This is a genomic window from Pseudomonas sp. AC083, assembly GCF_979253165.1.
Window position 1 is genome coordinate 40,191 of the sequence record NZ_CEEDDH010000021.1, and the last position, 20,904, is coordinate 61,094.

Annotated in this window: 19 protein-coding genes and 1 pseudogene; 8 read left to right on the plus strand and 12 right to left on the minus strand. The window is 59.8% G+C overall.

Features of this window, described 5'->3' with window-relative positions; all coding sequences use genetic code 11:
• The 3 genes from AC0IXA_RS24035 to AC0IXA_RS24045 all read right to left on the minus strand — a co-directional run bounded on the left by AC0IXA_RS24035 (nucleotide 1) and on the right by AC0IXA_RS24045 (nucleotide 1,343).
• A complete protein-coding gene (locus tag AC0IXA_RS24035) occupies nucleotides 1-222 on the minus strand; it encodes an FmdB family zinc ribbon protein (RefSeq protein WP_016773499.1) in 222 nt (73 codons plus the stop codon).
• 130 nt (nucleotides 223-352) lie between these two features.
• Entirely contained in the window at nucleotides 353-691 is a 339-nt protein-coding gene (locus AC0IXA_RS24040; protein ID WP_038861040.1) for a ribbon-helix-helix domain-containing protein, read from the minus strand.
• Nucleotides 692-872: 181 nt separating this feature from the next.
• On the minus strand, nucleotides 873-1,343 hold the full coding sequence (locus AC0IXA_RS24045; RefSeq protein ID WP_016773497.1) for a Dps family protein: 471 nt from the start codon (nucleotides 1,341-1,343) through the stop codon (nucleotides 873-875).
• 311 nt (nucleotides 1,344-1,654) lie between these two features.
• On the opposite strand from AC0IXA_RS24045, the gene AC0IXA_RS24050 reads away from it, so the two are divergent.
• A complete protein-coding gene (locus AC0IXA_RS24050; protein WP_016773496.1) occupies nucleotides 1,655-2,257 on the plus strand; it encodes a cold-shock protein in 603 nt (200 codons plus the stop codon).
• A gap of 65 nt (nucleotides 2,258-2,322) precedes the next feature.
• On the opposite strand, the gene AC0IXA_RS24055 is transcribed toward AC0IXA_RS24050, so the two are convergent.
• Entirely contained in the window at nucleotides 2,323-2,529 is a 207-nt protein-coding gene (locus AC0IXA_RS24055; RefSeq protein WP_039758193.1) for a SlyX family protein, read from the minus strand.
• Nucleotides 2,530-2,532: 3 nt separating this feature from the next.
• Nucleotides 2,533-2,958, minus strand: coding sequence for an HIT family protein (locus AC0IXA_RS24060; RefSeq protein ID WP_341638945.1), 426 nt, complete (start codon nucleotides 2,956-2,958; stop codon nucleotides 2,533-2,535).
• Between the two features lie 888 nt (nucleotides 2,959-3,846).
• Here AC0IXA_RS24060 and AC0IXA_RS24065 point away from each other — a divergent pair.
• Nucleotides 3,847-5,196, plus strand: coding sequence for an OprD family porin (locus AC0IXA_RS24065; protein WP_076563946.1), 1,350 nt, complete (start codon nucleotides 3,847-3,849; stop codon nucleotides 5,194-5,196).
• 112 nt (nucleotides 5,197-5,308) lie between these two features.
• Here AC0IXA_RS24065 and AC0IXA_RS24070 read toward each other — a convergent pair whose 3' ends face one another.
• Together AC0IXA_RS24070 and AC0IXA_RS24075 are read right to left on the minus strand one after the other, a co-directional pair.
• Nucleotides 5,309-6,151 carry a mechanosensitive ion channel family protein gene (locus AC0IXA_RS24070; RefSeq protein WP_471814630.1) on the minus strand — a complete coding sequence of 281 codons (843 nt, stop codon included), beginning with the start codon at nucleotides 6,149-6,151 and terminating at the stop codon, nucleotides 5,309-5,311.
• Nucleotides 6,152-6,303: 152 nt separating this feature from the next.
• Entirely contained in the window at nucleotides 6,304-6,789 is a 486-nt protein-coding gene (locus AC0IXA_RS24075; RefSeq protein WP_110646614.1) for a YajQ family cyclic di-GMP-binding protein, read from the minus strand.
• Nucleotides 6,790-6,929: 140 nt separating this feature from the next.
• Between AC0IXA_RS24075 and AC0IXA_RS24080 the strand changes: the two genes are divergently transcribed.
• From AC0IXA_RS24080 to AC0IXA_RS24090, 3 genes are read left to right on the plus strand one after another with little or no spacing between them, the layout of a single operon-like run.
• The gene (locus AC0IXA_RS24080) at nucleotides 6,930-7,847 is read left to right on the plus strand and encodes a putative 2-dehydropantoate 2-reductase (protein ID WP_471814631.1); all 918 of its coding nucleotides are present in this window, start codon (nucleotides 6,930-6,932) and stop codon (nucleotides 7,845-7,847) included.
• Nucleotides 7,848-7,892: 45 nt separating this feature from the next.
• Nucleotides 7,893-9,929 (plus strand): sensor histidine kinase, encoded by a 2,037-nt coding sequence (locus tag AC0IXA_RS24085; protein ID WP_016773489.1) that lies wholly within the window; start codon nucleotides 7,893-7,895, stop codon nucleotides 9,927-9,929.
• Nucleotides 9,930-9,932: 3 nt separating this feature from the next.
• Nucleotides 9,933-10,517, plus strand: coding sequence for a cob(I)yrinic acid a,c-diamide adenosyltransferase (locus AC0IXA_RS24090; RefSeq protein WP_471814632.1), 585 nt, complete (start codon nucleotides 9,933-9,935; stop codon nucleotides 10,515-10,517).
• 123 nt (nucleotides 10,518-10,640) lie between these two features.
• On the opposite strand, the gene AC0IXA_RS24095 is transcribed toward AC0IXA_RS24090, so the two are convergent.
• The 4 genes from AC0IXA_RS24095 to secA form a co-directional block, all read right to left on the minus strand.
• A complete protein-coding gene (locus tag AC0IXA_RS24095) occupies nucleotides 10,641-11,585 on the minus strand; it encodes a Nudix family hydrolase (protein ID WP_471814633.1) in 945 nt (314 codons plus the stop codon).
• The gene (locus AC0IXA_RS24100) at nucleotides 11,582-12,214 is read right to left on the minus strand and encodes a glutathione S-transferase family protein (protein WP_471814634.1); all 633 of its coding nucleotides are present in this window, start codon (nucleotides 12,212-12,214) and stop codon (nucleotides 11,582-11,584) included. Before AC0IXA_RS24100 ends, AC0IXA_RS24095 begins: the two co-directional genes overlap by 4 nt.
• Nucleotides 12,215-12,392: 178 nt before the next feature.
• Nucleotides 12,393-13,610, minus strand: a complete 1,218-nt coding sequence (argJ, locus tag AC0IXA_RS24105) for a bifunctional glutamate N-acetyltransferase/amino-acid acetyltransferase ArgJ (protein WP_041479803.1) — start codon at nucleotides 13,608-13,610, stop codon at nucleotides 12,393-12,395.
• Nucleotides 13,611-13,732: 122 nt separating this feature from the next.
• Nucleotides 13,733-16,474 carry a preprotein translocase subunit SecA gene (gene secA / locus AC0IXA_RS24110; RefSeq protein WP_038861039.1) on the minus strand — a complete coding sequence of 914 codons (2,742 nt, stop codon included), beginning with the start codon at nucleotides 16,472-16,474 and terminating at the stop codon, nucleotides 13,733-13,735.
• 308 nt (nucleotides 16,475-16,782) lie between these two features.
• Between secA and AC0IXA_RS24115 the strand changes: the two genes are divergently transcribed.
• Nucleotides 16,783-17,238, plus strand: coding sequence for a DUF721 domain-containing protein (locus AC0IXA_RS24115; protein ID WP_110646619.1), 456 nt, complete (start codon nucleotides 16,783-16,785; stop codon nucleotides 17,236-17,238).
• 90 nt (nucleotides 17,239-17,328) lie between these two features.
• Here AC0IXA_RS24115 and AC0IXA_RS24120 read toward each other — a convergent pair whose 3' ends face one another.
• The gene (locus tag AC0IXA_RS24120) at nucleotides 17,329-18,816 is read right to left on the minus strand and encodes a helicase HerA-like domain-containing protein (RefSeq protein ID WP_341638938.1); all 1,488 of its coding nucleotides are present in this window, start codon (nucleotides 18,814-18,816) and stop codon (nucleotides 17,329-17,331) included.
• Nucleotides 18,817-19,002: 186 nt separating this feature from the next.
• Here AC0IXA_RS24120 and AC0IXA_RS24125 point away from each other — a divergent pair.
• Nucleotides 19,003-20,034: pseudogene (locus AC0IXA_RS24125) on the plus strand (HAMP domain-containing protein); the annotation flags it as partial.
• A gap of 93 nt (nucleotides 20,035-20,127) precedes the next feature.
• Nucleotides 20,128-20,892: a methyl-accepting chemotaxis protein gene (locus AC0IXA_RS24130; protein WP_425375757.1), complete on the plus strand. Its 765-nt coding sequence runs from the start codon at nucleotides 20,128-20,130 to the stop codon at nucleotides 20,890-20,892.
• The last annotated feature ends 12 nt before the right edge of the window (nucleotides 20,893-20,904 follow it).

Below are 20,904 nucleotides of genomic sequence, written 5' to 3' on the forward strand. Positions count from 1 at the left end.
CTAGTCAGCTTTGTCGCCACCGGCCAGATTCTTCTTGGCTCCGGTCTTGAAGTCAGTCTCGTACCAACCGTTGCCGCTGAGGCGAAAACCCGGCATGGACAGCTGCTTCTTCAGTTCGGGCGCCTGGCAGGCAGGGCAGTCGACCAACGGTGCGTCGCTGATCTTCTGAATGGCTTCCAACTGATGACCACAGGAAGCACATTGGTAATCGTACATTGGCATGGAGGTGTCTCGGCGATCAGATTGCTGCCGCGCGCAGGGCTTTGCGGCGAAAGCGCGGGATTATATCGATTAAATGCGGGCTGTGCAGCCGTAACGCTGCACAGCCCGCAACCTCGTTGCAACCGCCGTTTCAGCGCGAAACGGCGGGTGCGAGATCTTTGATCCCGTTCATGACACAAACCACCCGTACCAGCGCACTGAAATTCTTCACCCCGCCGTAACGCAGATGCACCTCGCGATCGACGTGGGATAACAGTGTGCTGACCGAACAATGATTGTCCTCGGCCATGCCGCCGAGAATATTCCAGTAGACCTGCTCCAGGCGCAGGCAGGTCGCAAAACCGTTGAGGCGAATCGATCGCGACAACGGCCGGATCAGATTCATGTCGAACTCGCTGACAAACGGGTCGACTTTAATTACGTGCCGCGAAGCCGACATCCTGTCGCTTCGCCTGTCTCCTTCTACCATAGCGTTGACACTCCTTTGCCATGACTGCTGATTTATAAGGCAACATCCTGCGCCTTCATAAAAACCCAGTGACAAAGTTAGCGCCATACGACTTGTTGACCAGCCTCGTAGGATAAGCCAACGACAACGGTAAGAGTCTGGAGAGCATGCGGACGACCTCACGCCGTCCGCAGCGGCTGGGTCACTCCTCGAGCAGCGCGCGCAGCATCCACGCAGTTTTCTCGTGCACTTGCATACGCTGGGTCAGCAGGTCAGCAGTCGGCTCATCGCTGACCTTGTCCAGCAGCGGGAAAATGCCGCGCGCGGTACGGGTCACCGCTTCCTGGCCTTCGACCAATTGCTTGATCATGTCTTCGGCGCTTGGCACGCCGACCTCTTCTTTAATAGAAGAAAGACGCGCGTAGGTCGCGTAAGCACCGGGCGCCGGGAAGCCCAACGCACGGATACGCTCGGCGATCGAATCGACGGCCAGCGCCAGCTCGTTGTATTGCTCTTCGAACATCAGGTGCAGCGTGCGGAACATCGGGCCGGTGACGTTCCAGTGAAAGTTATGGGTTTTCAGATACAGCACATAGGTGTCCGACAGCAGCCGCGACAGCCCTTCGACGATGGATTTGCGGTCTTCTTCACTGATACCGATATCAATTGCCATGCTTACCCCCTAACAGTGATTGAATTCATCCAGCAGGTTCAACCCCACTTTAGCAAGGCAAGCGCCCGCTCGCAGCTATCAATCCGTGATCTGACTGCGACAAATCGACCGTTTCTCTGCCGCTGGCCGGGCTGATTTGAGTAGCCGCAGGCTTTGCTGTTAAATAGGCAGTGTGTCGCCATGCCCTATTTTCCGGGGCGTTGCGCATAGGCTGATGCCGTGTACGTGTCCACCGCCTCTTATTTTGTCCTGAAGCGAACCGTGCGCCTTCAGCTCTTCCTTGTGAGCCGTCATAACGTGAGCCAATCAAAATGTTGAAAATCGTCCACCTGCTAATGGGCGCAGCAGCCTTGCTGCTGTCGTTCATACCCAGCCTGAAAGCCGAAGCCGTTCCTTACCTGCAACAGCCCGATGCACTTTACCTGGCCTTTTTCGGCCTGCTGAACCTGGTCATCGCTCCAGTGATTCCCTACTGGAACAAAGGCCCGCGCCAGCATCTGCAAAATCTGGTCAGCGCCCTTCTGGTCCTGACCGTCGTCCTGCAAACTTTGACCCTGATCGCGCCGATGCCGGTCATCGCTGGCCAACCGGCGGTGTTGTTCAGCCTGGTGATCGCCCTGGTTGCCGTGCTGCTGCATTTGGCTGTCAGCTTCTACAAATCGTCACCGGCCGCTGCGCCGACTACCTATGACATGAGCAATCGCGATACCGGCACCGTGAAGTGGTTCAACACTTCCAAGGGTTTCGGGTTTATCTCCCGGGATTCGGGCGATGATATTTTCGTGCACTTCCGCGCCATTCGCGGCGAAGGCCACCGTGTTCTGGTCGAAGGCCAGCGCGTCGAGTTCTCGGTGATGAACCGAGACAAGGGCCTGCAAGCCGAGGACGTGATCGCCGCTCTGCCGCGTCGCTGATCCAAAGCAAAAAAAAACCGCGAACAGCCTGGCTGTCCGCGGTTTTTTTATGCTTGGCGAATGGCTCAATAATGCGGCGGTGGCGCATCTTCTTCAAAAGCACCGAACTGCCCGACCATTTCTTCGTGACGCTTGATCAGCGCTTCCATCTGCAATTGCAGGCGCTCGATGACTTTCTGCTGGGCCACCAGCACATCGTTCAATGCCTGAATGGTGTCATCCTGAAAGGCCAGACGGCTTTCCAAATCGGTAACGCGTTCTTCAAGGCTCATGACTCAGCCCTCCACAAAGGTGAATTCTTCGGTCAGCACCAGACGCAAGCGTTCGCGAATGGCTGCCACCTGTTCCGCGCTGTACGGATTGGCCGGGTGCCTGCCCCAGACCGGCGCCGGCCAGGCGGCATCGTCGCGTTTACGCACGATGACATGCATGTGCAACTGACTGACAACATTACCCAGGGTTGCCACGTTCAGCTTGTCGGCGTCGAACGAATCCTTGAGCAACTCGGCAAGGGTGGTGGTTTCCCGCCAGAGCTGCTGCTGATCGGCGACATCCAACTGAAACAACTCGCTGATATCCTCGCGACGAGGTACCAGGATGAACCAAGGGTAATTGCTGTCGTTGGACAGCAACAGCCGGCACAACGGAAAGTCGCCGATGACCAGGGCGTCCTGTTGAAGTCGTGAATCCAAAGCAAACACTGTGAGCACTCCCGCTGATCCTATGACTCAGCTTAGCGGCGGCGCCGTAAAAGCAGCGCGCCAAGCGACAGAACGGCAGCATACCTGCGAATGCAGCGGGCTTCACGCTTCCCTCCGACAGTAATTCAGTAAGCGCGCCTACATAAGACATTTATCTCGCCGACGCACCAATACAGCCCCGGACATGAGCCTTGACGTGAAGATCCGCATGAAAACCCCTGATCTGTCGACCCTCGAATCGGGCGGCGCCAGTTTTACTCGGGCCCGATTGTGATCTTTTTGCACCAAAACTGCACAACACGTCTACGCTCAGTGGGTCGGGCATCCGCCAAATACTCAATGCGGGGTGAACCGGTAACGTTTTTGGTTGTCCTGCGCGCCTTTGGTGCGTTGCAACACCATTGGGAGATCGTCGTCAAGCCCGCAACAAAACAGCCCCGAGGCCCCGTTTTCACAAGGTTTTCACATATCCGGACGCCCAGAAAAAAAATAACCGCAGCGATTTTGCGGTTTGTGCACGCTTGTTGCATTCGTAACGGTATGGACTATAAGCGCACCACTGGAAGTGGTCGCCTGAAGCCAATAAAAACAGTGGCAGGGTTGCCCGATGGAGATTCAAGTGTTTTGCCAGGGACTCTTTTTTAGCGATGCAAAAGGCCCGGAAACAGCGATAAAGTTGTCAGTCCGGCTGCATCGGTACTGTGAATTTGCGACATCCAGCGCTCCCTTTGCGACAACGCCGTAAAGAAGCTGAAAGGTTGGTTTCGCAAGTATCGCCAACATTGTCGGCGTGATATAAGTTTGCGCCGACACAAAAAGAAAGAGCCGCCCAGATAATAAAACAGGTGGGACGGCAGTACTCTTCTAAAACCAAAGGAGCAAATCACGATGCGCGTGATGAAGTGGAGCATGATCGCACTGGCAGTTGCAGCAGCAGCCAGTTCGCAGTTGGCTACGGCCGCCCCGTTTGTAAGTGACCAGGCAGAAGCCAAAGGTTTCGTTGAAGACGCGACACTCACCGAGACGTTGAAGAACTACTACTTCAACCGCGACAACAAGAACGGTGGCCGTGACCAGAAAGACTGGACCCAGGGTTTCCTCGGCAACTTCACCTCCGGTTATACCCAGGGCACCGTGGGTGTAGGTATTGATGCCTACGGCTATCTGGCCTTGAAACTGGATGGCGGTGACGGTACTTCCGGTACTGGCAACATGAGCCGTAGCGATACCGTCAAGGCCAACGGCTATGCCCGTGACGTCAATGACAGTCAGGGCAAGGCAGGCGCTTCGATCAAGTTCCGCGTCTCCAAGACCGAACTGAAATTCGGCGACATGCAGCCAAGCACTTCTCCAGTGTTCGCTGTCGGCGGTTCCCGCATCCTCCCGCAAACTGCCACTGGCTTCCAGTTGCAGAGCAGCGAAGTGAAAGATCTGGACTTGGAAGCCGGCCACTTCTACTCCGGCTCCAGCCAGGACAAGAACGCACGCGATGGCGGCCTCTACGCTACCTACGCCGGTGTTGAAGCGAACAACATCGACTACTTCGGCGGCAAGTACTCGATCACTGACAACCTCACTGCATCGCTGTACGGCGCCAAGCTGGAAGACATCTGGAACCAGTACTACGCCAACGTGAACCTCACCACCCCGTTCGGTGGTGATACTTCGCTGAACACCGACTTCAACATCTACCGCACCACCGACACCGGTAGCGCCGAAGCGGGCGACATCAGCAACACCACGTTCTCGCTGGCAACCGCTTTGTCGTTCCTCAAAGCGCACACCTTCACCCTGGCGTTCCAGAAGGTCAACGGCGACACCCCGTTCGACTACATCGGCGTGGGCAAGAACAACCGTGGTGGCGACTCGATCTTCCTTGCCAACTCCATCCAGTACTCTGACTTCAACGGCGCTGGCGAGAAATCCGTGCAAGCCCGTTACGACCTGAAAATGGCCGAGTACGGCGTTCCTGGCCTGAGCTTCATGGTTCGTTACGTCAAAGGTTGGGATATCGACGGTACCAACACTCCAGCGGGCAGCGCTTACGCCGGTCTGTATGGTGAAGATGGCAAACACCACGAAACCAACTTTGAAGCCAAGTACGTTGTTCAAAGCGGTCCGGCTAAAGACCTGTCCTTCCGCATTCGTCAAGCTTGGCACGTTGCTAACGCCGACGAAGGTGAAGGCGATGTCAAAGAGTTCCGTCTGATCACCGAGTACCCGCTGAACATCCTGTAATTGTCAGCGGTTAGTTTCAAAGCATAAAAAAAGGCCCATCTTCGATGGGCCTTTTTTATTTTCACTTATTTAAAAGACTGACTAACAAAGCAAGTAGTTAGCTAGCAACCTATCATTGTGTCGCCGATTCTTGCACTACACGTATAACCCGCTGCGGAAATGGAATATCAATACCAGCACTCTTCAAACGATCACGCGCCTGCTCATTGAACATGAACATCACATCCCAATAATCCGCAGTTTTCACCCACACCCGCAGGGAGACAGTGATCGAGCTATCACCCAATGTCGAAATCACCGCCTGTGGTTCCGGGTCCTGCATGACGCGGGGATCCTTGGCCAGATCCAGCAATACCTGACGGGCTTTCTGCAGATCCGCTTCGTAATCCACCCCCACATCAAACACGACTCTGCGGGTTGGCTGGCGGTTGGTGTTGGTGATGATGCCGTTCGACAGGTTGCCGTTGGGCAGGATGATGGTCTTGTTGTCGCCAGTACGCAGCACGGTGTGGAAAATCTGGATGCTGTCGACGGTGCCCGCTACACCTTGGGCTTCGATCCAGTCACCGATGCGGAACGGGCGGAACAGCAGAATCAGCACGCCGCCAGCGAAGTTCGCCAGGCTGCCCTGCAAGGCCAAGCCAATCGCCAGACCCGCAGCACCGATGGCCGCGACGAACGAGGTGGTTTCGACGCCGATCATCGACGCGACGCTGACAATCAGCAGCACCTTGAGAATGATGTTGGCCAGGCTGCTGATAAAGCCTTGCAGCGCGAGGTCGGCATTGCGCAGGGCGAGCAGACCGCCGAGTTTTTGCGTGACCTTGTTGATCAGCCACCAGCCGATGGCCAGGGTAATTACTGCCAGCAGCACGCGGCTGCCGTATTCCATGATCATCGGGATCCACGCCTGGGACGCCTTGACCAGGTGGTCCACTTCCGCATTCAAATCCATGTTCTATCTCCTGATTTCCGGCTTCCCGGGGTGTATTCAAAACAACTGTGGGAACGAGCCTGCTCGCGAATGCGGCGTGTCAGTCAACTTTTCGCTGAATGAAACACCGCATTCGCGAGCAGGCTCGCTCCCACATAGCCTTCAGACCAAGCTTAGTCGCGGAAGTTGTTGAACTGCAGCGGCATGCCGAATTCCTTGGCACGCAGGGCCGCGATGGCTTCCTGCAAATCGTCGCGCTTTTTGCCAGTGACACGCACCTGCTCGCCCTGAATGGCGGCCTGGACCTTGAGCTTGGCTTCCTTGATGTGGCCGACGATCTTCTTCGCCAGCTCTTTGTCGATGCCCTCCTTGAGGACGGCGTCCTGCTTCATCAGCTTGCCGGAAGCGTAAGCGTCCTTGACCTCGAGGCACTGCACGTCGATCTTGCGCTTGGTCAGCGCCAGCTTGAGGATTTCGATCATCGCTTCGAGCTGGAAAGCGGCTTCGGCGGTAAGGCTGACGGTCAGGTCTTTTTCCTTGAACTCGAAGCTGCCTTTGCCTTTCAGGTCATAACGACGATCGAGTTCCTTCACGGCGTTCTCGACCGCGTTGGTGAGCTCGTGTTTGTCCAGTTCGGATACCACGTCGAACGACGGCATGTAATCTCTCCAATAAAAAGGCGCGCTCGATGTGCATGGAGCGCGCTTGGCTTGCGGTTAAAATCGGGCTCATTATAACGGGTCTTTTCCTACCGATACGGCGAGCCGCACATGCCAGCAAGCAATCGAGCAAAAAACTGATGTCGACCACCTGGCACGTACTTGGCGCCGGCAGCCTCGGCACACTCTGGGCTACACGGCTGGCTCGCGCCGGCTTGCCGGTGCGCCTGATCCTGCGTGATGCGGCGCGCTTGCATAGCTACGAGGCAGTGGGCGGATTGACCCTGGTAGAAAACGGACAAGCTCATACCTATGCAGTTCCCGGCGAAACCCCGGACAGCCCCGAGCCGATTCGCCGATTGCTGGTTGCGTGCAAGGCCTATGACGCCGAAGAGGCCGTCGCCCGCCTCGCTTCCCGCCTCGCGCCGGACGCCGAACTGATCCTGCTGCAGAACGGCCTCGGCAGTCAGGACGCCGTCGCCGCGCGGGTGCCGCAGGCGCGCTGCATCAGCGCCTCCAGCACCGAGGGCGCGTTCCGTGACGGCGATTGGCGCGTAGTGTTCGCCGGTCACGGGTTCAACTGGCTGGGCGATGGCGCAAATCCGCTGGCGCCGGTCTGGCTGGACGATCTGCAAGCGGCGAACATTCCCCATGAATGGAGCGCCGACATCCTTACTCGCCTGTGGCGCAAACTGGCGCTGAACTGCGCGATCAACCCGCTGACCGTGCTGCACGATTGCCGCAACGGCGGGCTGAGCGAGCATCACTGCGAAGTCGCCACGCTCTGCGCCGAACTGGCTGAACTGTTGGAGAGCTGCGGCCAGCCGGCTGCGGCGCAAAACCTGCAAGCGGAAGTCGAACGAGTGATCCACGCCACCGCTGCCAATTACTCTTCGATGTATCAGGACGTCGCCAACCAGCGCCGCACCGAGATCAGCTATCTGTTGGGCCACGCCTGCAAAGTTGCCGAGCGCCATCAGTTGCATCTGCCGCATCTGCACCAGTTGCAGCAACGCCTGATCGCTCATCTGCACAAGCGTGGATTGCCCAGCGACTGAGCAGCCGCTAGGCTGACCACTTGTTCCCCTGCTGCGATAAACCTGATGCCATTGCGCCAGCGCCTTGAAAACCTGCCGGTCGGCCAGAAACTGCTGGCCGCCCTGCTGGTGTTGTTGACCACGGTTCTGCTGGTCGCCAACCTGACCTTTATCAGCGCCGCCTACTACATTTCTCAGGAAAGCATGGCGCCTCAGGCCCTGCAGACCATCGGCCGGCTGATCGCCAATCCGAGTCTGGTCAGCGATGCGCTGGAGTCGCCGCGCAGCGCCGAGCGCCTGCTCAAGGAGCTCGACAGTTATTCACCGCTGCGCGCCGCCGCCCTGTATGACGGCAAGGGTGAACGCCTGGCGCAAGTGCAGCGCGGCGAAAAACTCAGTCTCCCCGAGCGCTACCGCCACGTCGAAGCCTGGCAACTCACCGAGTTTCGCAGCAATCAACTGATCACCCTGCCCCGCCCCGGTGCCGCGCCGGGGCATCTGTTGCTGGTGGCCAGCAGCGAACTGCCGATGGCGTTCTACACCGGTACCCTGACCGCCAGCCTCGGCATCCTGATCTTCAGCGTACTGCTGTGGCTGGTCATCGCCCGGCAGATCAAGCGCCTGATTACCCGGCCGATTCACCAGCTGGAGGAATTGTCCCGGCAGGTCACCCGCGAAGAGAACTACGCCCTGCGCGCCGCGCGCGGCAACCACGACGAAATCGGCAGTCTGGCCGAGGCGTTCAACACCATGCTTTCGCGCATCGAAGCCCGCGAGCAGCAACTCAAACGCGCCCGCGACGACTCGCAAGCCGCCTACGATCAGGCGCAGGGGTTGGCCGAGGAAACCCGCCATACCAACCGCAAACTGGAGCTGGAAGTCCAGGTGCGCAGCAAGATCGAGAAGAAGCTCACCGGCTTCCAGAATTATCTCAACAGCATCATCGACTCGATGCCGTCGGCGCTGATCGCCCTCGACGAGCAGCTCTACGTCACCCAGTGGAACCAAGAGGCCAGCGCACTTTCCGGGACACGCCTGGACGAGGCGCTGAATCAGCCGATCTTCCTCGCCTTCGAACCGCTCAAGCCGTTTTTGCCGCAGCTCAAGGCCACTGTCGAACAGCACACCGTGGCCAAAGTCGACCGAGTGACGTGGTTCAAGGACGATGAACCCAAACACTATGCACTCACGTTTTATCCGCTGATGGGCGGGGCCGGGCGTGGCGTGGTGATTCGTATCGACGACATCACTCAGCGTCTGTCGCTGGAAGAAATGATGGTGCAGTCGGAGAAAATGCTATCGGTCGGTGGCCTTGCGGCCGGCATGGCCCACGAAATCAACAACCCGCTCGGCGCGATCCTGCACAACGTGCAGAACATTCGTCGGCGTCTGTCGGCGGATCTGCCGAAGAACATCGAGACCGCCGAGCAACTGGGCATCGAACTGGACACGGTCAACCGCTACCTGCAAGGCCGCGAAGTCCCGCAACTGCTCGACGGCATTCAGCAGGCCGGCGCCCGCGCGGCGAAGATCGTCACGCACATGCTCAGCTTCAGCCGCCGCAGCACCCGGCAAATGGCGCCGTGCGATCTGCCGGCGCTGATCGATCAAGCCGTTGAGATCGCCGGCAACGATTTCGATCTGGCCATCGGCTTCGACTTCAAGGGTCAAGCCATCATCCGCCAGTTCGACCCGGCCCTGGGTCCGGTGCCGGGTACTGCCAACGAACTGGAACAGGTGCTGCTCAATCTGCTGAAAAACGCCGCGCAGGCCATTCATCAGCGCGAAGACGACAGCGAGCCGGGCCGGATCATTCTGCGCACCAGACTCAATCCGCCGTGGGCCGAGATCCAAGTCGAAGACAACGGCATCGGCATGAGCGAGAACGTGCGCAAGCGTACCTTCGAGCCGTTCTTCACCACCAAGGAAATCGGCCAGGGCACCGGCCTGGGCCTGTCGGTGTCGTACTTCATCATCACCAACAATCACAAGGGCCAGATGGAAGTGCAATCGGCGCCAGGCCAGGGCACTTGCTTCACCCTGCGTCTGCCGCTGGCGCAACCTGCGCCGCTGACCACCGAAACCAATCCACTACCGAGGTAACCCATGGGCTTTCGCTTGTCGAAGATCTACACCCGCACCGGCGACAAAGGCGAAACCGGCCTCGGTGACGGCCGCCGCGTTCCCAAGGATCACCCGCGCATCGAGGCGATCGGCGAGGTCGATACGCTGAACAGTCAGGTCGGCGTGCTGCTGGCGGGTTTGCTCGCCGAGCGCGCAGTGCACCCGGGACTGAATGAAATCATCGAAGTGCTGGCGCCGTGTCAGCATCGCCTGTTCGACCTCGGCGGTGAACTGGCGATGCCGGAATACCAGGCGTTGAACGAGGCTGAAATCGAGCGGCTGGAAGCGGCGATCGATGTATGGAATGAAGAGCTGGGGCCGCTGGAGAACTTCATCTTGCCGGGTGGTTCGATGTTGATTGCGCAGGCGCATGTCTGCCGCAGTCTGGCGCGCGGTGCCGAGCGCCGCTGTCAGCATTTGAACTCGGTTGAGCCATTGGCCGGGGTTGGCCTGGCGTATATCAATCGGTTGTCGGATTTGCTGTTTGTTGTGGCGCGGTTGATTGCGCGGCGGCAGGGGGTGGCGGAGATTTTGTGGCAGCCGGCTGTGAGACCTGAAGGAAAGTAGCGCCTGTCAGGACGCCTTCGCGAGCAGGCTCGCTCCCACATTTGCCTGCATTCTGAATGGAGAAATGCAATCCACTGTGGGAGCGAGCCTGCTCGCGAAGAGGCCGCTAGCCTCAATCGAGAATCAAGCTTCTGGCCAGAACGCCCGAATCCCCGCCACACCCTGAGCCCCAGCACCCCAAGCCTTCTCGCGTTCCGCCGGCCCTACTCCACCGAGCAGAAACACCGGTTTGCTGAAACCCTCAATCAGTGCCGCAGCCTGTTCCCAACCCAATGGCTGTGCATCCGGGTGCGTCAGCGTCGGCTGCACCGGCGACAGGGTGACAAAGTCGACGCCCATCTGCTCGGCCAGCGCCAGCTCTTCAGCGTTATGGCACGACGCCGCGAGCCAGCGCTCGGCCGGCAACGGACGTCCTGCCGCTGCGTATTTACGCAGTTGGGCAGCGGTGATGTGCCACCCGGCAGACGGGAAATCACCGAGCCATTCGAAAGGCCCTTTGATCATCAACTGCGCCTTGCCGGCGCACAGGCCCACCGCATCCACCGCCAGATCACGGTATTTCGGGTCGTAGCCGTTGGGTGCTCGCAGCTGGATCAATTTGATCCCGCCGGCGATCGCCTTCTGGATGCCGCGCAACAGTGCCGGGCCTTCCAGATCTTCCGGTGTGATCAGGTATTCGGCAGGCAAGCGCGCCGCCGCGACGATCGGCTGATTGGCCGCCGGGAACTCGTAGTTGATCAATTCCCTGGCAGTGACCCAAGCCAGTGGCTGGCCTTCAGCACCGTGGGGCTCGCCGCTGAACGCCGAGACTTCCCAGACATCCAGCAACACCTGTTTGTCCGGGTAATCGTGGCGAACCTTGATCAGCGGCCGCGCAGCGTCAACGAAGATGCCCAGCTCTTCGTGCAGCTCGCGAGCCAGTGCCGATTCGACCGACTCGTCAGCCTCGACCTTGCCACCGGGAAACTCCCACAAGCCGCCCTGATGCTGGGTGTCGGCACGGCGGGCGATCAGAATTTTGCCGGCACCGTCACGGATGACGGCAGCGGCGACATGGACGCGTTTCACGGATTCAATTCCTCCAATCCAGCCTTTTGCCACGCCTTGAAGGCGGGCCATTGGTAGATGGTTTCAACATAAGCTTCGTCGACCGCTGGCAGCTTCACCTGATAGGTACGCAGGCGCACGGCGATCGGCGCGAAAAAGGCGTCGGCGAGGCTGACACGACCGAACAGGTATGGCCCCTCTTCCGTCGCCGCCGCGCGGCATTCGGCCCATAGCGCGAGCATGCGTTCGATATCGACCTTCACTTCTGGCGGCACAGGGTTCAGCGGTGCGTCCTGGCTCAGGTTGAACGGCATGTGATTGCGCATGGCGAAGAAGCCGCTGTGCATCTGTGCGCAGGCCGAGCGGGCCTGGGCGCGGGCGAAGGTATCGCTCGGCCAGAGTTGCTCGGACGGAAACTGCTCAGCGAGGTATTCAGCGATGGCCAGCGAATCGGCAATCGTGCCACGGGTGGTTTGCAGCAGCGGCACCTTGCCGGTCGGCGAATGCTTGAGCAGGCGCTCGCGGGTGTCGGGCTTGCCGAGCTTGATCAGCTCTTCGCTGTAGTGTGCGCCGGTCAGTTCAAGCGCCAGCGCCGCACGCAGGGACCAGGAGGAAAGCAGTTTGTCGCCGATGATCAGGTGCAGGGACATGGTGTGGCGCCTTTTCGTCAGAGGAAACTTCAAGATTTATTGTGTCGCAACCTCCGCTTTCGCGAGCTAGCTCGCTCCCACAGGTTCTGAGGTGTACACAATATTTGTGAACGGCCGTAACCACTGTGGGAGCGAGCTTGCTCGCGAAGAGGCCAGCAGCCCGCTCCTACCGTTCAGGTCACGTGCGGTATTCAGCGTTGATCTTCACGTACTCATGCGACAGGTCGGTGGTCCAGATGGTTTCGCTGCAATCGCCGCGACCGAGTTCGATGCGAATGGTGATTTCTTCCTGCTGCATCACCGCCGAGCCCTGTGCTTCAGTGTAGGTCGCGGCGCGGGCGCCACGGCTGGCGATGCACACGTCGCCGAGGAACACGTCGATCTTGCTCACGTCCAGATCCGGCACGCCGGCACGACCCACGGCAGCGAGGATACGGCCCCAGTTCGGGTCAGAGGCGAACAGCGCGGTCTTGATCAGCGGCGAGTGGGCCACGGTGTAACCGACGTCCAGGCATTCCTGGTGGTTGCCGCCGCCATTCACTTCAACGGTAACGAATTTGGTCGCGCCTTCGCCGTCACGCACGATGGCCTGGGCGACGTCCATGCACACTTCGAACACCGCTTGCTTCAGCTTGGCGAACAGCTCGCCTTCAGCGCGGGTGATTTCCGGCAGCGCGGCCTTGCCAGTGGCGATCAGCATGCAGCAGTCGTTGGTCGAGGTGTCGCCGTCGATGGTGATGCGGTTGAACGACTTGTTGGCGCCGTCGAGCATCAGGTTGTGCAGCACCTCGCGGGAGACTTTGGCGTCGGTGGCGATGTAACCCAGCATGGTCGCCATGTTCGGGCGAATCATGCCGGCACCTTTGCTGATGCCGGTGACAGTGATGGTCACGCCGTCATGCTCGAACTGGCGGCTGGCGCCCTTGGGCAGCGTGTCAGTGGTCATGATGCCGGTGGCGGCGGCTTCCCAGTTGTTCTCCGACAGATCATCCAGCGCAGCTTGCAGCGCGCCTTCGATCTTCTCGACCGGCAGCGGCTCGCCGATCACGCCAGTGGAGTACGGCAGAATCTGGCTGGCATCGACGCCGGTCAGCTCGGCCAACTTAGCGGTGGTGCGCTCGGCAGCCGCCAAGCCAGGCTCGCCGGTGCCGGCGTTGGCATTGCCGGTGTTGGTCAGCAAGTACCGCACGGCATTGTGCACGCGCTTTTTCGCCAGGATCACCGGCGCGGCGCAAAACGCGTTCAGGGTGAACACGCCAGCCACGGTCGAACCTTCAGCACAGCGCATCACCACCACATCCTTGCGCCCCGGGCGCTTGATGCCGGCCGAGGCGATACCGAGTTCAAAACCGGCAACCGGGTGCAACGTTGGCAAAGGACCAAGACCAACAGCCATGAATGCGCTCCTTACTCAATGATGTCAGCACCGCCACGGGAAAGGACGGTGGGATAAATGGCAAAACGCCGCGACGGCAGGAGCCGGTCGCGGCGCGGGGTGTTCAGCGATTGAAACGGGTTTTACTGGATCTGCCCGTGGCAATGCTTGTATTTCTTGCCCGAACCGCAGTAGCACAGTTCGTTGCGGCCCAGCTTCTGCTCGTTGCGAACCGGGGCAGCGGCGGTGGCCAGTGCCACATCGACCTCTTCACCCAACGCTTCCGGCTGATCCAGCCCAGGCGCTTCGGCATGTTCGAACTGCATGCGCGCCGCCAGTGCTTCGGCTTCCTGACGCAGGCGTTGCTCTTCGGCTTCCGGATCTTCGCGACGAACCTGAACGTGCGAGAGCACGCGGATCGAGTCGCGCTTGATCGAATCGAGCAGCTCGGAGAACAGCGTGAACGACTCGCGCTTGTATTCCTGCTTCGGGTTCTTCTGCGCATAGCCACGCAGGTGAATGCCGTGACGCAGGTGATCCATGGTCGACAGGTGGTCTTTCCACAGGTCGTCGAGTACGCGCAGGACGATCTGCTTCTCGAACGAGCGCAGCGCCTCGGCACCGGCCTGATCTTCTTTCTCGTTGTACGCCGCCATCAGCTCGGTCATGAGCTTCTCGCGCAGGGTTTCTTCGTACAGGTGATCGTCTTCGTCGAGCCATTGCTGGATCGGCAGTTTCACGCCGAAATCGCTTTCGATCGACGCTTCCAGACCGGCCACGTCCCACTGCTCTGGCAGCGATTGCGGCGGAATGTGCGCGCTGACGGTAGCGTTGAGCACGTCCTGACGGAAATCGGCGATGGTTTCGCCGATGTTGTCAGCGGCCAGCAACGTGTTACGCATGTGATAGATCACTTTACGCTGTTCGTTGTTGACGTCGTCGAACTCGAGCAGTTGCTTGCGGATGTCGAAGTTGCGGCCTTCAACCTTGCGCTGCGCCTTCTCGATTGCGTTGGTCACCATGCGGTGCTCGATCGCTTCGCCCGGCTGCATGCCCAGGGCTTTCATGAAGTTCTTCACCCGGTCGGAGGCGAAGATGCGCATCAGGCTGTCTTCCAGCGACAGGTAGAAGCGGCTCGAACCGGCATCGCCCTGACGGCCGGCGCGGCCACGCAGCTGGTTGTCGATACGGCGCGATTCATGACGCTCGGAAGCAATGACCTGCAAGCCGCCGGACTCCAGCACTTGCTGGTGACGCTTCTGCCAGTCGGCCTTGATCTGGGCGATCTGCTCAGGGGTCGGGTTTTCCAGCGAAGCGACTTCCACTTCCCAGTTGCCGCCCAACAGGATGTCGGTACCACGACCGGCCATGTTGGTGGCGATGGTCAGCGCACCCGGACGACCGGCCTGCGCGATGATTTCAGCTTCTTTTTCGTGGAACTTCGCGTTGAGAACCTTGTGTTCGATGCCTTCTTTGACGAGCAACTCGGACATGTGCTCGGAGGTCTCGATGGTCGCGGTACCCACCAGCACCGGACGACCGGCGGCCATGCTTTCCTTGATGTCGGCCACGATCGCCGCGTATTTCTCTTCGGCGGTGAGGAACACCAGGTCGTTGTAGTCTTTACGCGCCAACGGCTTGTTCGGCGGGATGACCATGACTTCCAGACCATAGATCTGGTGGAATTCGAACGCTTCGGTGTCGGCGGTACCGGTCATGCCGGACAGCTTGGTGTACAGACGGAAGTAGTTCTGGAAGGTGGTCGAGGCCAGGGTCTGGCTCTCGGCCTGAATGTTCAGACCTTCCTTGGCTTCGATAGCCTGGTGCAGGCCTTCGGACAGTCGACGACCCGGCATGGTACGACCGGTGTGTTCGTCGACCAGTACGACCTGACCGTCCTGGACGATGTATTCGATGTTGCGGTTGAACAGCTTGTGCGCACGCAGACCGGCGTAGACGTGGGTCAGCAGGCCAAGGTTGTGCGCCGAGTACAGGCTCTCGCCTTCGGCCAGCAGGCCGACGCGGGTGAGCATTTCTTCGATGAACTGGTGACCGGCTTCGTTGAGTTCGACCTGACGGGTCTTTTCGTCAACGGTGTAGTGACCGGCCTTGGTGACCTGGCCTTCAACTTCTTCGACGTGCAGTTCCAGCTGCGGGATCAGCTTGTTGATCTCCATGTACAGCTTGGAGCTGTCCTCGGCCTGACCGGAAATGATCAGCGGAGTACGCGCTTCGTCGATGAGGATGGAGTCGACTTCGTCGATCACGGCAAAGTTGAGTTCGCGCTGGAATTTTTCATCCATGCTGAACGCCATGTTGTCGCGCAGGTAGTCGAAACCGAATTCGTTGTTGGTGCCGTAGGTGATGTCGGCGGCGTAGGCGGCACGCTTCTCTTCCGGCGGCTGGAACGGCGTCACGACGCCGACAGTGAGGCCGAGGAATTCATACAGCGGGCGCATCCAGTTGGCGTCTCGGCGGGCCAGGTAGTCGTTCACGGTCACAACGTGCACGCCCTTGCCGGACAGTGCGTTGAGGTAAACACCCAGGGTGGCCACGAGGGTCTTGCCCTCACCGGTGCGCATTTCGGCAATCTTGCCTTCGTGCAGAGTCATGCCGCCGACGAGTTGTACGTCGAAGTGGCGCATGCCCATCACACGCTTGCCGGCCTCGCGGGCGACGGCGAAGGCTTCCGGCAACAGCTTGTCGAGGGTTTCCCCTTTGGCGATACGGGCCTTGAACTCGGCGGTCTTGGCGCGCAATTGATCGTCCGAAAGGGCCACCATTTGCTCTTCGAAGGCATTGACGAGCTGCACCGTCTTGAGCATGCGTTTGACTTCACGCTCGTTCTTGCTTCCAAAAAGTTTCTTTAACAAAGGCGCAAACATATCGGCAGGATCTTCCACACTAAAGGGATGGAGGGCGGCCCCGTGAGTCGCCCGTGCAGCCCTCATGGCCGCATGCGAACGAGCATTCTACCCGGAAACGGTGGTGAGGAAAGTGGCGATGTTCCACGATGCTGGCACTGCGCTTTGACGGGGCTCACTTAAAATAGGGGCGTTTTGCTCAACTTCAACCCGTCGGGGGAAAGAAGTCAGGCGTTGATTTAATGAGCAAATCAGGGACAAAAGCAATGGCCCAGAGGTTCCGCAGCTTTCTGCTACCATGGCGCCTCTGTTCCTTCAGGTGTTCGATCATGGCGTTTCGCCCTCTCACGGCCAGAGCACCCGCCGTTCTGTTACGTGAAGCCAAACCGCTGAAAGCCATCCTCGGCCATGCCCAGCGTCTGGAGCATTTGCAGCGCCTGCTCGAAAGCCAGCTGCAACCGGCCGCTCGCGAGCATTGCCGGGTAGCCAAGTGGCGCGAAGGCGAGCTGTCGCTGGTGGTCACTGACGGCCATTGGGCGACGCGACTGCGCTATCAGCAGAAACGTCTGCAACGACAACTGCAATTGTTCGAAGAGTTCGCCAACCTGACCCGGATCAAATTCAGCGTGCGCCCGCCGATCATCCAGCACCGGGCGGTTGGACACACCATGGATTTGTCCAGCAGTGCGGCGGAGACGATTCAATCGACGGCCGACGGGATCAGCGATCCGGGATTGCGCGCGGCGCTGGAGCGGTTGGCGGCGCATGCCAAGGGTAAAGCCTGAAGCAAAAGCAACAGATCGCAGCCTTCGGCAGCTCCTACAGAATGAATGCATTTCAACTGTAGGAGCTGCCGAAGGCTGCGATCTTTGCTTTTAGCGGCGCTTGCTGCCGCCGAGCAGCGACCCCATCAACCCGCGCACCAACTGCTTGCCGAGATTATTGGCCGCCTGGCGCATCGCCGATTTCAGCGCCTGCCCTGCCGCCGTGCCGAGGAATTCGCCAGCGCGGTCAGCCAGGCTCGGCTCTTCGGCCGCAGCTTTGCCCGCTGGTGTTTCAGCCTCGGGCGCCAGCCCTTTGCGTCCCATCAGGATTTCATAGGCCGACTCGCGGTCGATCGGCTTGTCATAACGGCCCTTGAACGGTGAGCCGGCGATCAGCACGGTTCGCTCGGTTTCAGTCAGCGGGCCGATCCGCGATTGCGGCGGCGCCACCAGCACGCGCTGGACCATTTCCGGCGTGCCCTTCTCGGTCAGCGTGCCGACCAGCGCCTCACCAATACCTAACTCAGTCAGCACCGACAAACTGTCGAACGCCGGATTCGGCCGAAAACCATCCGCCACGGCGCGCAGGGATTTCTGTTCTTTGGCGGTGAACGCACGCAGGCCGTGTTGAATGCGCAAGCCCAACTGCGCCAGCACGTCATCCGGCAGATCCGCTGGCGACTGGGTGACGAAGTACACGCCAACACCCTTGGAACGAATCAAACGCACCACTTGTTCCAGGCGTTCCTGCAACGCCTTGGGCGTGTCGCCGAACAACAAGTGCGCCTCATCGAAGAACAGCGCCAGCAGCGGCTTGTCAGCATCGCCGCGCTCGGGTAGTTGCTCGAACAACTCGGCCAGCAGCCACAGCAGGAACGTTGCGTAAACCTTCGGCGCCTCGTGCACCAGACGGCTGGCGTCGAGCAGATGGATGCGTCCCCGGCCATCGGCGCCCGGTTGCAGGATGTCTTCAAGTTGCAGCGCCGGCTCGCCGAACAGGGCTTCGGCGCCCTGCTGTTCCAGCGTCGCCAAGCGGCGCAGCAGCGCCTGGCTGGAACCGGTGGTCATCAGCGCCGCGTCTTCGCCGAGCAACTGCGGATTGTCCTTGAGGTGATTGAGCAGCGCTTTCAGATCCTTGAGATCCAGCAGCAACAACCCTTCGCGATCCGCCACCTTGAAGGCCGCGTACAGCGCCGACTGCTGACTGTCGGTCAGCTCGAGCAGGCTGCCGATCAGTAGCGGACCCATTTCGCTCAGCGTGGTGCGCAGCGGATGACCGGATTCACCGTGGATGTCCCACAGCGTCACGGGATAAGCCTGCGGCGTATGACCGAGCCAAGGCATGCCGGCGATGCGCTCGGCCACTTTGCCCTGCGGGTTGCCGGCAGCACCGAGGCCGCACAGGTCGCCTTTGATATCTGCGGCGAACACCGCCACACCGGCGTCGCTGAAGGCTTCAGCCAGGCGCTGCAAGGTCACGGTTTTACCGGTGCCGGTAGCGCCAGCGATCAGCCCGTGGCGGTTGGCCAGGCGCATGGCCTGAGCGATGGGTTGCGCGGCCGGACCAGCGCCGATAACGAGTTGCGAGGAGTCAGGCATTTTCTCACCCAATGGTTAATCTTTGATGACACATGGCCGATACATAAATTGGATAGACCCATCAGAAAATCGGGTCGGACATTTCCCTAAGGAGAGCCGGAAATATCAGTTTTTCAACCTTGCCCATAGTGCGCGTCTCTATCAAAGCACGCCCAGGACATTAAGACCTTAGCGGAACCCCAAGCCATGAACAAAAACCTGCGCTTCAGCCATAAGATTTTGCTTGCCGCCGCTCTCATCGTCATTGCCGCTTTCGCCTCGTTCACGTTGTACAACGACTGGCTGCAACGCAATGCGATCCGCGATGACCTGAACAACTACCTCAATGAAATGGGCGAGGTCACCGCCGGCAATATCCAGACCTGGCTCAGCGGGCGCATCCTGCTGATCGAGAACGCCGCGCAGAACATCGCCATCAACCCGGAACCTGCCACGGTCGCCAGCCTGCTCGAACAGAAAAGCTTGACCTCGACGTTCATGGCCAGCTATCTGGGCGATGCCACTGGCCACTTCACCATCCGCCCGGACGTGAAGATGCCGGACGGTTTCGATCCGCGCGTACGCCCTTGGTATAAAGGTGCCGAAAGCAGCAGCACCTCGACCCTGACCGAACCCTACATTGATGCGGCCACCGGCCAGTTGATCATCTCCATCGCCACCGCGTCGAAAAAGGCCGGGCAGAGCGTCGGCGTGGTCGGCGGCGACCTCAGCCTGCAATCGCTGGTCGACACCCTCGCCGCACGGGATTTCGACGGCATGGGCTATGCGTTTCTGATCAGCGCCGACGGCAAGATCCTCGTCCACCCGGACAAGGCTTTGGTGATGAAATCGCTGAAAGAAGCCTATCCGCAGGACACGCCGCGCATCAGCAGCGATTTCAGCGAAGTGAGCGTCGACGGTAAAACCCGCATCGTCACCTTCGCCCCGATCAAGGGTCTGCCGTCGGTGAACTGGTACATCGGTCTGTCGATCGACAAGGACCAGGCCTACTCGATGCTCAGCGAATTCCGCACCTCGGCGGTGATCGCGACGATTATTGCCGTGGCGATCATCATCGCCCTGCTCGGCATGCTGATCCGCCTGCTGATCCAGCCGCTGCACGTGATGACCCGCGCCATGGAAGACATCGCCGACGGTGAAGGCGATCTGACCAAACGCCTGAACATCGTCAATAACGATGAATTCGGCACCCTCGGCACCGCGTTCAACCGCTTCGTCGAGCGCATTCACGGTTCGATCCGCGAAGTGTCCTCGGCCACCGGTCAGGTCAATGAAGTCGCTCTGCGCGTGGTCGCTGCGTCGAACTCGTCGATGTACAACTCGGACCAGCAAGCTTCGCGCACCAGTAGCGTCGCTGCGGCGATCAATCAGCTCGGCGCCGCCGCCCAGGAAATTGCTCGCAATGCCGCCCAGGCTTCGAATCAGGCCAGTGACGCCCGAGGTCTGGCCGAGGATGGCCAGCAGGTGGTCGAGCGCAGCATCAAGGCGATGAATCAACTGTCGAGCATGCTCAGCGCGTCGAGCACCAATATCGAGTCGCTGAACAGCAAGACCGTCAACATCGGCCAGATTCTCGAAGTGATCACCAGCATTTCCCAGCAGACCAATCTGTTGGCGCTGAACGCCGCGATCGAAGCCGCGCGCGCCGGTGAGGCCGGTCGTGGTTTCGCCGTGGTGGCCGACGAAGTGCGCAACCTCGCGCACCGCACGCAGGAATCGGCACAACAGGTGCAGACCATGATCGAGGAGCTGCAAGTCGGCGCCCGGGAATCGGTGAGCACCATGAGCGACAGCCAGCGCCACAGCCAGGACAGCGTCGAGATCGCCAACCTTGCCGGCGAACGCCTGAACAGCGTGACCCTGCGCATTGGCGAGATTGACGGGATGAACCAGTCGGTGGCAACCGCGACCGAGGAGCAGACTGCGGTGGTTGAGTCGATCAACGTCGATATCACCGAGATCAACACGCTGAACCAGGAGGGTGTAGAGAACCTGCAAGCGACCTTGCGCGCGTGCTCGGATCTGGAGCAGCAGGCTTCGCGTCTCAAGCAACTGGTGGGCAGCTTCAGGATTTAAGCTGCGGCGACT